General features: G+C 64.2%; 11 protein-coding genes, 1 tRNA gene and 1 pseudogene. 4 read left to right on the top strand and 9 right to left on the bottom strand.

The window, feature by feature from the left end; translation table 11 throughout:
- Entirely contained in the window at window positions 1–930 is a 930-nt protein-coding gene (locus AB3L03_RS23435; protein WP_026232568.1) for a GTP-binding protein, read from the bottom strand.
- A 3-nt stretch (window positions 931–933) separates the two neighbouring features.
- The gene (locus AB3L03_RS23430; protein ID WP_368507098.1) at window positions 934–2,424 is read right to left on the bottom strand and encodes an amidohydrolase family protein; all 1,491 of its coding nucleotides are present in this window, start codon (window positions 2,422–2,424) and stop codon (window positions 934–936) included.
- Window positions 2,425–3,349: 925 nt separating this feature from the next.
- Here AB3L03_RS23430 and AB3L03_RS23425 point away from each other — a divergent pair.
- Window positions 3,350–4,375 carry an alpha/beta hydrolase gene (locus AB3L03_RS23425; protein WP_204512316.1) on the top strand — a complete coding sequence of 342 codons (1,026 nt, stop codon included), beginning with the start codon at window positions 3,350–3,352 and terminating at the stop codon, window positions 4,373–4,375.
- Here AB3L03_RS23425 and AB3L03_RS23420 read toward each other — a convergent pair.
- From AB3L03_RS23420 to AB3L03_RS23410, 3 genes are all read right to left on the bottom strand, one after another.
- The gene (locus AB3L03_RS23420; RefSeq protein ID WP_204512317.1) at window positions 4,372–4,797 is read right to left on the bottom strand and encodes a hypothetical protein; all 426 of its coding nucleotides are present in this window, start codon (window positions 4,795–4,797) and stop codon (window positions 4,372–4,374) included. The two genes, AB3L03_RS23425 and AB3L03_RS23420, sit on opposite strands and share 4 nt — an antisense overlap.
- Before the next feature lie 503 nt (window positions 4,798–5,300).
- Window positions 5,301–5,375 (bottom strand) — tRNA-Glu (locus AB3L03_RS23415).
- Between the two features lie 227 nt (window positions 5,376–5,602).
- On the bottom strand, window positions 5,603–5,947 hold the full coding sequence (locus AB3L03_RS23410) for a hypothetical protein (RefSeq protein ID WP_018453628.1): 345 nt from the start codon (window positions 5,945–5,947) through the stop codon (window positions 5,603–5,605).
- Between AB3L03_RS23410 and AB3L03_RS23405 the strand changes: the two are divergent.
- The 3 genes and pseudogenes from AB3L03_RS23405 (at window position 5,946) to AB3L03_RS23395 (ending at window position 8,600) form a co-directional block, all read left to right on the top strand.
- A pseudogene (locus AB3L03_RS23405) lies at window positions 5,946–6,952 on the top strand (RluA family pseudouridine synthase). The gene AB3L03_RS23410 and the pseudogene AB3L03_RS23405 sit on opposite strands and share 2 nt — an antisense overlap.
- Window positions 6,953–7,169: 217 nt before the next feature.
- Window positions 7,170–8,069 (top strand): RNA polymerase sigma factor RpoH, encoded by a 900-nt coding sequence (gene rpoH / locus AB3L03_RS23400; protein WP_007596598.1) that lies wholly within the window; start codon window positions 7,170–7,172, stop codon window positions 8,067–8,069.
- Window positions 8,070–8,258: 189 nt separating this feature from the next.
- Window positions 8,259–8,600: a hypothetical protein gene (locus AB3L03_RS23395; RefSeq protein WP_018453625.1), complete on the top strand. Its 342-nt coding sequence runs from the start codon at window positions 8,259–8,261 to the stop codon at window positions 8,598–8,600.
- A 184-nt stretch (window positions 8,601–8,784) separates the two neighbouring features.
- Here AB3L03_RS23395 and AB3L03_RS23390 read toward each other — a convergent pair whose 3' ends face one another.
- The 4 genes from AB3L03_RS23390 to AB3L03_RS23375 all read right to left on the bottom strand — a co-directional run bounded on the left by AB3L03_RS23390 (window position 8,785) and on the right by AB3L03_RS23375 (window position 12,265).
- On the bottom strand, window positions 8,785–9,411 hold the full coding sequence (locus AB3L03_RS23390) for a peptidoglycan recognition family protein (protein ID WP_085349601.1): 627 nt from the start codon (window positions 9,409–9,411) through the stop codon (window positions 8,785–8,787).
- Between the two features lie 34 nt (window positions 9,412–9,445).
- Window positions 9,446–10,657 (bottom strand): GGDEF domain-containing protein, encoded by a 1,212-nt coding sequence (locus tag AB3L03_RS23385; protein WP_204512319.1) that lies wholly within the window; start codon window positions 10,655–10,657, stop codon window positions 9,446–9,448.
- 565 nt (window positions 10,658–11,222) lie between these two features.
- A complete protein-coding gene (locus tag AB3L03_RS23380; protein WP_368507097.1) occupies window positions 11,223–11,834 on the bottom strand; it encodes a LysE family translocator in 612 nt (203 codons plus the stop codon).
- 56 nt (window positions 11,835–11,890) lie between these two features.
- Window positions 11,891–12,265 (bottom strand): response regulator, encoded by a 375-nt coding sequence (locus AB3L03_RS23375; RefSeq protein WP_018453620.1) that lies wholly within the window; start codon window positions 12,263–12,265, stop codon window positions 11,891–11,893.
- Between the last annotated feature and the right edge of the window lie 123 nt (window positions 12,266–12,388).

Here is a 12,388-nt window from a genome sequence, read left to right as displayed (position 1 = left end):
TCAACGATCCGCAACGCAGGTCTCCATGATCCCGTCGAGCTCCGCCTTCGAGAGCACGCCTAGCTCGACGATGAAGACAATCCGCGCGCACGGCACGCCCGGCGTCGGCGCTTCGCCTGGGGCCAGCGTGGCGCGGCCGGCGGCGAATTGAAACACCATCTGGCGCCCCGGCTGCTCGACGGTCTCGAACAGGCCTTTTGCCCGCGCGAGTTTTGGCGCCAGTCGGCCGATCGCCTGCTGCAGGCGGGCCAGCGAAAGTGGCTGGTTCGAGGTCCAGCTCAGCGTTTCGAAGCGTTGCTCTGCCGGACGTTTCGGTCCGGATTTGCGCGGCGCGGGCGCACGATCGACGGTCGCGGGAAACAGCAGCGCGGATGGAATCTCGCCGTGCTGCGCGTCGACCACCACGGCAGGAACGCGCTGCGCGCGGATGGCCTCGCGGATACGCGCGCCCGCACCCTCATCCGCCAGATCCAGCTTGCTCAGCGCCACGATGTCGGCGACGCGCAGCTGCGAACGGTGCAGCGCGTCGTCGAGAGCGGCCGGCGGTGTCGCCGTGTCCATCACACAGAGCACCGTTTCCAACGGCGCTTCGCGCAGGATCACGGGATCCATCAAATTGCGGACGATCTCGGCGGGATCGGCGACGCCGCTGGTCTCGATGACGATGTATTCCGGCTTCGGATCACGCCGCAGCAGCGTCGCAAGCGTGCGCAGCAGGTCGCCTTCGAGCGAGCAGCAGATGCAGCCATTGGCGAGGCTGACCACGCCGTCGCTCGCGCCCGCAATCAGCTCGGCATCGATGTTGATCGCACCGAAATCGTTGACCACAGCGGCGATCCGCCGCCCCTCCGCATGCGCCAGCAGATGGTTCACGACAGTGGTCTTGCCGGCCCCCAGAAAGCCCGTCACCAGGAGAATGGGGACCGGCATGTCTCAGCTCCCGACGACGGGACGGCGCACGGGACGGCCGGGCCGCACCGCGACGTCCAGCACACCATCTGTGATTAACGGCTGGCCGCTGACGATCAGATGCCGCACGCCTTCGGAGGGACGGTTCATCGCCGTGAACGTCGCGCGGTCCGAGAGCTTCTCGTAGTCGAACACGACGATGTCGGCATCGGCATCCTTCGCGAGCCGACCTTTTGCGCGCATCGCGGGCGTGCTCTGCGACAGGATCTCCGCCGGGATCAGCGCGCATTTGCGCACGCCTTCGAGCAGCGACACGGTCTTGCGCTCGCGCACCCATTCGCAGATGAATTTCGTGAAGCAGCCCGCCGAGCGCGGATGCGAGGTGGCGTCATCCGGCAGCGGCCAGGCATCGCCGGTGTAGGTCTTGCCGTCCGACGTCGTCCACGGCATCGCGTCGGAGGCGATCGCGCCGCCGGGATAGAGCACCGACATGTCGAGGAGGTCGCGGTGATGCGCATTGTTCTCGGTGTCGAGGATGTGCCACAGCACCAGCGAGGACGGCTCTTCCGCCTGCGCCTTCAGGAGCTCCTCGCGATCGCTGAAGCGATGGCCGTCGGTGACCCGCTGCACGGAATCGTAACCGGTGCCGTTGCGCTCGACGAATTCGGGGTCGCTGAAGAAGGCGGCCGCCAGCACGGTCGAGCCGGTGCCGTAGGGATAGGCCTCGACCGTGATGGGCAGGCCCTGCGCCTGCGCTTTCGCGATCAGCACGCGGCAGCGCTCGACGTCGGTCTTGCTCGACGAGTTGAAATGGCAGATGTGCATGTGCGCGCCGGTGGCTCCGGCATAGCCGATCAGGCGGATATAGGCTTCCGCCGCGCTCTCGGGATCGATGCGCGACATGTAGGCGACATGGGTGAAGGTCGGCACGTCCTGCGCGGCCGCGAGCTGGCAGACCGCGGTCAGCTCCTGCACGCCGGCGCCCGGCGCATAGGCGTTCAAGATCCCGATGCCGATGCCGCCCTCGTTCAGTCCGCGCGAAAGGCGCTCGAGGATGCCGGCAACCTCCGCATCGCTCGCCACGTTGTCCATCCAGCGGCGATCGCGCATGGCGTTGCCGAACGCCTCCAGCGAGCTCTCCGCATTGGAGCCCGTCATCGCGCCAATACGCGCGAAAGCCCAATTGGTGGCCGCGCCGTAGTTCAACACGCGCCCCTTCCGCGCCTGGCGCTCATACCAGGACCCGACCGGCAGCACGCCCGCTTCGAGATCGAGCGTCGTCGTGACGCCGTCGAACGCCTGCATGCGATCGGCGGGGAGCGACTGGCCATGCGCGTGCAGGTCGATGAAGCCGGGGGCGACCACTAGCCCCGTCGCGTCGATCGTCCGCTCGGCGCTGCCGAGCGAAGCGCCAACCGCGGCGGCCTTGCCGTCCACCACCGCCACATCCCCAACCGCGTCCATTCCGCTGGCGGGATCCACCACCCGGCCGCCAGAGATCACCAAGCCGCTCATGTCAAAATTCCTCCGCGCTGAATTCGCATCAAGGCAGATTCCGGGAGGGACGACCACCTCCACCGATGCTGACGCATCATGCTCGCAAGGAAGGCTCGAAAGGGAGGCTCGAAAGGGAGGTCAGTTTGCATGCGGGTTGCGGACACGCGCTCACAGCCTCGCGGCATGTTTTGCCCGAGCTATGCTTCTCGCTTCACCCCCTCGAAAAGAAAGGGCGCAGGGAAGACCGGGCGCAGGCTGGCACCCATAAAAACCCCCATGCGAACTGATTGCACACGCAATGCATAGGGGAGACACAGGGCAGCCGAGACCAGGCCTTCCCTGCGCGATGGTTTGACGGCCTATGCCGCGCTCTCCCCGGAGACGAGTTCCTTTTTGTCTCCGTCACCCCCGCGAAATGCACGGCACCGCGCCGGTTGACGCGCTGACGCCTTCGCAAAGGCTTGACCGTAGCAACGACGGCCAGGACCACACGGTTTCGCCGTACGCAGGCTGACCCTGCTTCGCCCAAGCTTCGCAGGACATGGCCCTGCTTCGCCAGAGGCTTCGCGAGGTTTGAGCGCCGTCCGTCGATGCGGTTCGTGCCATGCTCACGAGGTTCATCTCGCCCTGCACGCACAAGCCCGCCTTTAACGCCGCCCGCGTCCACCGCCACTCCCAACCCGCGTTCGTGACGACGTACGACCGCCCCTTTTGTGGGCTGGGATGGCCGACACATACGATATTTCCGAATTTCGGTAAGCTGGAATATTTTTGCGGAGAGGGATTGACTTGCGTTTGCGCCTGTTTCGCCCGACCCTCGGAGACGACGGACGTCACGACCATACAAGGGACCCGCGAAGCTGCTTCGCCGTCTTCTTGCCCCCATTGTCATTCAGGAAGTTAGATGGGGCGCTACGGTGGACAAAGTTCCCAAAGGTTTCGTGTGATCGCTCGACCTCTTCTGCAACGCGACCCCTGTCATTCTATTTCGCGCCGCGCTCTCCTCGGCGGATTTATGTCGGCGGGGACCGCCCTCGCGCTTGGCGGATGCGCCGGCTTGGGTGCGACCGGGGCGCGTTTCGACGCGTCATCGCTATCCCTTGACCCCACATTGCTCGTCGCTACTACGCGCAAGCCCGTCAACGGTGGTCGCACGAAACCCTGGTTCGGGCCGGAGCGCGCAACCAACATGACGGTCGCGCGGGCGAAGCTGGTAGCGCCGGACGAGAGCCGACTTTCTCTCGCCTCGGTCGGATTTGGCGATTGGCGCCTTGATCGGCTCGAACCGGTATCGGCAGACGTTGGCGATCTGGTTGCGCAGGCCGGCGGAGGAGACGTGCTGATCTATGTGCACGGCTTCAAGCAGACGTTCGAGACGGCGGTGCTGGATGGCGCCCATCTCTCCGATGGGATCAAGTTCCGCGGCCGGACCATGGTGTTCTCCTGGCCCTCCAAGGCAGGACTGTTCGACTATGCCTATGACCGCGACAGTGCGATGTGGTCCCGCGACGAGTTCGAGCGCGTGCTCTCCACACTCGTGTCGGCGCCAGGCACCGGCCGCGTGAACATCGTTGCGCACAGCATGGGAACCATGCTGTCGCTCGAAAGCCTGCGTCAGCTCTATGCGCGATACGGCGACACAGTGACGAGCAAGATCGGCGCCGTGGTGTTTGCCGCGCCCGATATCGACATGGACGTGTTCTCGTCAGCGATCCAGCGCATCGGTCCGCTTGCGGGCAAAATCACCGTGATCGCCGCGACGAACGATCGCGCACTGGCGTTGTCGGGACAGATCGCAGGTGGAATGACCAGGGTCGGCGCCGCCGAAAAAGCCGTCATCGCGCGCCTCGGCGTACGCGTGGTCGATGCGTCAGCGGAAGGCTGGGGCATCATCAACCACGATCTTTTTCTGTCGAATGCCGAAGTGCAGCGGGTGATCCGCCGCTCGATCGACGGCACGATCGCTTAGGAGAGCGCCTGCGCCAGGTCGCTAGAAGCTTGCTCGTGCGCACGAAACGGTTTGGTTTTGCAGTGTCGCACGCGAATGGCGCGCCCTGGTTGGTTTATATCGGCTGTGCGGCAGCCCACATGGTACGGTAGCTGTCCAATTTTAGAATCGGCCGCCTCTGACTCGAATCGCGTTACGGAGGCCGGCGCCCGTTCCGCCAAATGAGCGAACGACTGAGTGACTATCCAAACTTCTTTGTCGTCAACAATGATCAGGCGATCATGCAGTTGGCGAGGCGAAGTTAAACGCGCCTCCAGTGGCCGATTTTGAAACTGGCTTTGCCAGCGCTCGACGGCGGGCTTAAGGGACGATTTCACATAAAACGGATCGACCAGAATCTTAAGCAGAACATTTTCCGCCGCGAGCGGTGCAAAATCACGCAACAGCTTCTCATCAGAATAGGGATCGACAATGAATAGCTCAGTGTCGCTAAGCTGAAAACTCGAGCGATAGCGGCGAGTGCATCAAACGAGTTGCCGGCGGGAATATAGGCGCCTTGCAAGTTGGGAGTCGATTGTGACTCTACACGCGCAAACGTTCGAAAGAGAATGCTAGCCGCTTTAGAGACCGCTTGCCCATGCCTATAGGAGTTCGATTCCCCGATGACGGCGTCCATCGCGAGTACGAACCCCGCTGCATCGAGCGACGATCCGCCGGCTTCGACCATAGCCGCGGCACGACCGAGCCACATTCGCCCTTCCGGGGTGTTGGATGCCGAATTGTGAAAGTTTGGCATCGTATCGATGAGGTTGCGTAGCTCGAAAAGTACTCGCTCGATTTCCACTCGGCAAAATCCGGCAGGGGATGAACGGAGAACATACGCGATCCCACTCTATCGGGAGTGGGACGATTGCCTGAAAAAAATCGAAGGAAATCAACCGAAACTTGGCGCTCCCTAGGGGAATCGAACCCCTGTTTCAGCCTTGAGAGGGCCGCGTCCTAACCGCTAGACGAAGGGAGCGTTGAGCGAGAGGACATAGCCTCGAATTTTGCCGGCGGCAAGCGGGGATCGAGGGGTTTCGGATGCTCGCTCTCCGCTGTCGTCCTGGCGAATGCCAGGACCCATTACCCCGTATGCGGATGGTTAAGGCATATCTGAACGACGATCTCGTTCGTGCAACCGGATTCGGTGGTTATGGGTCCTGGCCTTCGCCAAGACGACGATGGCGGCGAGTTCCGAGGCCGTACTCACGGCTCATTGGCGAATTTCAGCTTTCCAGCCGGCTTCAACGTGTGGGCATCGAAGGTGCGGATCTCGGTGACGCCGCCGATGTCGAGCGTGATCACGAGCCGGTCGCCGGCGACGCCGCTCGAGACGATTTTGGCGCCCTTCGGGAGAGTCGCGGTGACGTCGCCTGCCGGCTCGGGCGCCCTTCCCTCGGACTTGAAAAGGCGGTAGCCCACCGCGATCAGCACGGCGCAGATTGCCAGCGCCGTGGTCAACCCCGCGATCAGCATCATCCGCCGCACCCGCGCGAACAGCGCGGCCTGCTCGGGGCTCGGTTCGGGAACAACGGTATCAGACGTCGTCATGGAAAATTCTGGCTCTGCGCAAAGGTTGGAGGTTGTCGTCGAAGGCTCCGAGGGCTCGACCCGGCTCGACCGCGTGCTGGCGCTGCACCTTGCCGAGCTATCGCGATCGAGGCTGAAAGCCCTGATTCTGGGGGCGCGGTGAGCCTCAGGGACGCCGCGATCCGGGACCCCGCTTATCACGTCGCCTCCGGCGATACGATCACAATCGACGTGCCGGAAGCGGCCGCGCCGGAGCCGAAAGGCGAGGATATCGCCCTCGACATCGTGTTCGAGGACGACGACATCGTCGTCCTCAACAAGCCGAAGGGGCTGGTGGTGCATCCCGCGGCGGGCCACGAGACCGGTACGCTGGTCAATGCGCTGATCGCCCATTGCGGCGGCTCGCTCTCCGGCATCGGCGGGGTGCGCCGGCCCGGCATCGTGCACCGGCTGGACAAGGACACCACCGGGTTGATGGTGGTCGCTAAGAACGACCTCGCGCATGCCTCGCTCACCGCGCAATTCGCCGATCACGGCCGTACCGGGCCGATGCGGCGCGGCTACATGGCCTTCGCCTGGGGGCTGCCGGGCCGCCATCGCGGCACCGTGGACGCGCCGATCGACCGTCACCCGCATGCGCGCGAGAAAATGGCGGTGCGCCAGGGCGGCCGCGAGGCCGTGACGCATTGGGAGCTTCTGGAGAGTTTTGCCGGACGCGACGGCAAGCCGATCGCGACGCTGCTCGCCTGCGAACTCGAGACCGGACGCACCCATCAGATCCGCGTCCACCTCGCCCATATCGGCCACCCCCTGATGGGCGACGCCGTCTACGGCCCGCATTTCAAGACCAAGGCGAACCAGCTGGGCCCCGAGTCGCAGGCCGCCCTCGCCGCGCTAGGGCGGCAGGCGCTGCACGCCTACCTGCTGGTATTGGAGCACCCGAGGACTGGAGAATTACTTCACTGGGAGACGCCTCTGCCGGAGGATTTGCTTCTCCTTCAGGGGGCCCTCAAGGCGGCGCTATGACGCAGGCCGCTTCAGAAATGCTTTACATTACAAAAAGTTATAGCTGCCACACGGGGACGTGACGTCAGCAATCCTTCCCTTTTTGCCTTCCGATGGAGTATATTGCGCTTGCGTTGAAGACCAACGCGGAACATCGCAGCACCGATCGGCTTTAACCAAGCGGTCGTCTGCCTGGCCCGCCGCTATCGGGGGCCTGAACCTGTTTGGAGGGCGCACTATGGCCCGTACAGCTACCCTGCCGGTCCTTAATGGCGAATCCGGCCTTTCCCGTTACCTCGGCGAAATCCGCAAGTTTCCGATGCTGGAACCCCAGCAGGAATACATGCTCGCCAAGCGTTGGCGCGAGCACGATGATCGCGACGCCGCGCACCAACTCGTCACCAGCCATCTCCGTCTCGTGGCCAAGATCGCCATGGGCTATCGCGGCTACGGCCTGCCGATCTCCGAGGTCGTCTCGGAAGGCAATGTCGGCCTGATGCAGGCGGTGAAGCGGTTCGAGCCCGAGAAGGGCTTCCGTCTCGCAACCTACGCGATGTGGTGGATCAAGGCGTCGATTCAAGAGTACATCCTGCGTTCGTGGTCGCTCGTGAAGATGGGCACCACCGCGAACCAGAAGAAGCTGTTCTTCAACCTGCGCAAGGCGAAGAGCAAGATTTCCGCTCTGGACGAAGGCGATCTTCGCCCCGACCAGGTGGCCATAATCGCAAAGCGTCTCGGCGTCACGGCTCAGGACGTGGTGGACATGAACCGCCGCCTCGGTGGCGACGCGTCGCTCAACGCTCCGATCCGCGACGACGGCGAAGCCGGCGAATGGCAGGACTGGCTGGTCGACAATTCGCCCAACCAGGAAGCCATGCTGGCCGAGCACGAGGAGTATGATCACCGTCGTGACGCCCTGAACGGCGCCATGGGCGTGCTCAACCCGCGCGAACGCCGCATCTTCGAGGCCCGCCGCCTCGCCGACGAGCCGATGACCCTGGAAGACCTTGCCGCCGAGTTCGGCGTGTCGCGCGAGCGCGTCCGCCAGATCGAGGTCCGCGCCTTCGAGAAGGTGCAGTCTGCGGTCAAGGGCACGATCGCAAAGGCCGAACAGGCCGCGCTGGAAGCCGCGCTCTAAGCGCGAGGTTTTGGCGCCAGAGATTGGCGGATCGACAAGAGACAGAAAGCCGGCGGCGACGCCGGCTTTTTGTTTGCGTGTGAGGCGCAGCATGTTCGCGGGGACGCGGACCAGGCATCTTGAACCCGCGCTGCCGGTTGACCGACCAAAGGGATCGGGCCGACAGCATCAAGAGAACGGACACGCGCCGTGTCGATCATCCTGCAATCCACCGTGGGCGGCTTCTCCGCCCAGTTCATGCGCAAGCTGCCGCTGGTCGAGCAGGCGATGCGCGAGCACGGGCTCGAGCCGTCGGAGTTCGTGATCTCGAAGGACTATGCCTCGACCGCGACGATCCCGCTCATGGGCCCGTTCTTCTTCAATTACAGCGTCTATTTCGGCGAGGAGACATTCACCGTCACCGAGCCGAACGACATGGTGTTCCTGGACTACTTCTTCAAGCGCGTGCTGGCCGCGGACGGCCCGCCGGAACTGCCGCGGCGACCGGGCTTGATCCGGCGGCTGTTCGGGTGGATGTCGGAGCCGGTGTGATTGATCTTCCCCTCTCCCCTTGCGGGAGAGGGTGGCTCGCCGCGATAGCGGCGAGACGGGTGAGGGGTTGTCTCCGCGAGCACGTCTCTCACATCGTCATTCGCGGAGACAACCCCTCATCCGGCGCTTCGCGCCACCTTCTCCCGCAAGGGGAGAAGGGAAGAGCGCATCGTCGGCGCTTCGCTCACTCCTCCCATGTCCGCGCCAGCGTCGCGAGCCAGCAGCCTTCGCAATAGCGGGCGTCCTTGTAGTCGATCCAGTTGTGCGCATAGACGCGGTCGAGCGGGATGCCGTAGCGCGCGCGCAGGATCTGGACGAGGATCTTCCACGCCGCGACCTGCGCCGCGGTCGGGCCCGTCGTGACGTCGGGATAGTTGCCGGCGAACTCGACGCCGATCGAATTGTCGCGCACCACCTGGCGATAGGTCGGCTTGTTGTCGATGTACTTGTTGTCGTTGCGGTTGGCACCATCGCCGTGGGTCGGCACCAGGTTTTCCGCGACCGCCCAATAGACGGTGCCGTCGGTCTCGACCCACAATGTGACGCCGCGACGCGTGGGGTTCTTCGCTTGCACCTCGGCACCGCCCCGCGCCGAGCCGGCCGGTCCCTCGGTCTGGTGCACGATGATGTTGCGCCACGGTTTTGCGTTGCCGACGTCACCCCATGGCGCCAGCCACACCATCTTCAGGCCGGGAATGTCGGGCGTGCCGGAGGCGCGCGCGAGCTTTGCGAGCTCGGCGTCGGTCGCAGCGGCAGGTGCGATCAGAGTGAGAGCGGCGAGAACGGCCGCGAGCAGGCGAGAGATCATCATGTGGGTCCAATGCGGACCTGACGTTAGCACGCCCTTACGCGAATTTGCGCAAGGCCTCGCCTGGACCGATCGGGTCAGGCATGAGCGGCGGCGCCGGATCGTGGACGGCAAAGTCGTTCTTGCCGTTCTTCTTGGCCGCATAGAGCGCGTGGTCGGCATGCGCGATCAGGCGGTCCGGAAAATGGCCGACGCCGCGGTCCCACTGCGCTACCCCGATCGAGATCGCGATCGGAATGTCGACGCCGGTGCAGGTGACGGCATCCTGGCGGCAGACCTCGAGCACGCGGCGGGCGATCGCAGCCGCCTCGCGCAAGGTCGACGAGGGCAGCACGACGCAGAATTCGTCGCCGCCGGTGCGGGCGAGCATGTCGCCGGGCCTCAAGCGCGTCTGCGCCATCAGGGTGAAGTGCTGGAGGCAGGCATCGCCCGCGGCATGGCCATGGGTGTCGTTGATGGTCTTGAAGCCGTCGAGATCGATGACCAGCAGCGAGAACGGCTCGCTGCTGCGCTCCGAGCGGGCGCATTCTTCGCTCAGCCGCTGCAACAGATGCCGCCGGTTGGCGACGCCGGTGAGATCGTCGAGTAGCGCGAGGTCGGCGACCTCGTTGCGCAAGCTGTCCATCGCCATCAGCAGGAAGCCGAAATTGAGCGTCATGGACAGGAACAGGAGACCCAGCACCATGACGCCATGAGCCTGGCCGCCGGCGCTTGCCGAGAAATCGCCGCCGAGCAGATTGCCCACCGTGCGGACGACGAGGATCGCGATAATGGCGAGGATGACGATGCCGGACAGCCGGGCGCCCGGACTGACGCGGCCTTCCGGCGGCGACAGCAACAGACGCAGCGCCAGCACCAGCGGCACGGCCTGACCGAACGTGTAGCAGAGCATGCGCAGCTGCATGTTGTCGAAGCCGACCACGAAGAACACGACGCCGGCGAGGCTTAAGCCTGCTGTTGCGATCATGACGCGCCATGAGACGGGCCGGTGATAGAAGCGTTGAATGCCCATGGCGGCAAGGCAGCTCGCCGCGATGACGCCGGCGGCGCCAAGCAGGAGCGGCAACGGAGACGCGACGAACAGGCGCAGCAGGGCCGTCATCGCGCCGGTCGCGCCGATAAAGGACGATGCCATCCAGAACCGCGCGGCCGCGAATTTCGGATAGGTGCGCATCACGTAGGCCCAGATCAGGCCGAGCGCCAGGAAGTTGACGACGAACACGGTCCAGAGTGTCGGCACGTTCAGCATGGCGCACGCGGCGCGCGCAGCGTCGCGCCCTCCGTCCCTGCCAGCTGACCGTCCATGATCCCGTCCCCGTTTTCTTGGGGGGACAATGCCGCCGCCGCGCTTAACGGAGTCTCACTGCGATCCGCGAAAGCATGACTTTGGTTTTGGATTCATGAACGGCTGGCGCATTGTCGGATCGTTAGGCATGCCGGCGACGCGGATTCGTGAGCCAAAATCACCCGAAAATGCATCTGAGCTGTGGATAACGCGATGACACGGATGTGACAGCGCGGGGCAGAAGCGCGCGAATCTGCTGAGCTTGTCATCGAGGATGTTGCGAGGCTGGCCCTCCGCCGAGCATCCCTCGTGTCGCGTTTCACCATTAACCCTGAAGAGGATCCTATGGCTAAGAAAGCGAAGAAGGCGAAGAAGGCGACGAAGAAGAAGGCCAAGAAGGCAGCGAAGAAGAAGTAGCGAGGCTTCTTATTCTTTGCCCGGGTGGAGCACGCTCCGCCCGGGCGTCGGGTGGGAGTTCTGAGTTGGAAGATGGCGGGCGCAAGGCCCGCTTTTTTATTGGCTGGAGAAGCTATCGCTCCGCGAACGCCAGCTTGGCGCCGAGCGCGGCGAAGCCGGCGGCAAAACTCCGGCGCAGCCAGGCCATGACACGCGGGCGGGAGATGACGCGCTCGCGCACCGATGCCGCACAGAGGCCGTAGACCACGAACACCGCAAACGTCATCGCCATGAAGGCGCCGCTCAACTCCAGCATTCGCGCCAGCACATGGGCTTCGTCCGCGGCGATGAACTGCGGCAGGAAAGCCAGGAAGAAGATCGACAGTTTTGGATTGAGGATGTTGATCAGGAAGCCGGTCACGATCACCCGACCGACCGAACGCTCGCGGATCTCGCCGTCGACTGCCAGCGCCCCGGTCTCGCGCAGCGCCTGCCAGGACATGTAGAGCAGATAGGCGACACCGCACCATTTCAGCGCGGCGAAGGCGAGCGCGCTGGTGTGGAGCACGGCGGCGAGCCCCAGCATCGCGGCCGTCATGTGCGGCACGATTCCGAGGGTGCAGCCGAAGGCAGCGGCGATGCTCGCGCGCGAGCCGCGGGTCAGCGCGGCCGCCAGCGTGTAGAGCACGTCGGTGCCGGGCGAGGCGACGACGATCAGCGAGGTGAGCAGGAAGGACAAGGTCATGGACCGACCTTATCACCGCGCCGCGGACCACGAAAGCCGGCCTGCCGGATCGACCCTCAGGACAGCTGCGCGATCTCGGCCTCGCGGAGCACGTCGAGCGGCGCCCATGGCTTGGCCCAGAACTTCGCGCCGTTCGGCAAGGCCTGCATCAAGGGCCGGCCGGAGGTGACGACGACGTCGAGCTTCGGGTTGCGGTCCTTGGCGACATGCGCGAGCTCGACGCCGTTCATGCGGCCGGCAAGCTGAACGTCGGTCATCATCAGGCAGAGCGCGCCGGCGCTCTTCTCCAGCACAAGCTCGGCCGCCTCGGCGCTCTCGCATTGAATGACGTCGTAGCCGCTTTCTTCGAGAAGAAGACTGAGCATCTCCCTCTGCATGAGGTCGTCTTCCACGATCAGTGCGGTGGCTCGAAACGGCTTTGCTTGTCCCATCGGCGGCTCCCAATGCTGCCTGTCTTCATCAAGTAACGTAGGTTAAGGTGGGAACCGCCATGCGGTTCGGTTCCAATATGAAAAAATGTAAATCATAGTTCCGCTCAAGTGGCTCGACGGGTG

The organism is Bradyrhizobium lupini, from assembly GCF_040939785.1.
Lineage (GTDB): Bacteria > Pseudomonadota > Alphaproteobacteria > Rhizobiales > Xanthobacteraceae > Bradyrhizobium > Bradyrhizobium canariense_D.
Note: the sequence above shows the minus strand (reverse complement) of the source record. Positions and strands in the feature narration are given on the sequence as shown.

Coding starts and splice junctions, on each gene's coding strand:
- AB3L03_RS23435 (WP_026232568.1), bottom strand. CDS start 930: ATGCCGGTCCCCATTCTCCTGGTGACGGGCTTTCTGGGGGCCGGCAAG.
- AB3L03_RS23430 (WP_368507098.1), bottom strand. CDS start 2,424: ATGAGCGGCTTGGTGATCTCTGGCGGCCGGGTGGTGGATCCCGCCAGC.
- AB3L03_RS23410 (WP_018453628.1), bottom strand. CDS start 5,947: ATGACGACGTCTGATACCGTTGTTCCCGAACCGAGCCCCGAGCAGGCC.
- rpoH (WP_007596598.1), top strand. CDS start 7,170: ATGGCCCGTACAGCTACCCTGCCGGTCCTTAATGGCGAATCCGGCCTT.
- AB3L03_RS23390 (WP_085349601.1), bottom strand. CDS start 9,411: ATGATGATCTCTCGCCTGCTCGCGGCCGTTCTCGCCGCTCTCACTCTG.
- AB3L03_RS23385 (WP_204512319.1), bottom strand. CDS start 10,657: ATGCTGAACGTGCCGACACTCTGGACCGTGTTCGTCGTCAACTTCCTG.
- AB3L03_RS23380 (WP_368507097.1), bottom strand. CDS start 11,834: ATGACCTTGTCCTTCCTGCTCACCTCGCTGATCGTCGTCGCCTCGCCC.
- AB3L03_RS23375 (WP_018453620.1), bottom strand. CDS start 12,265: ATGGGACAAGCAAAGCCGTTTCGAGCCACCGCACTGATCGTGGAAGAC.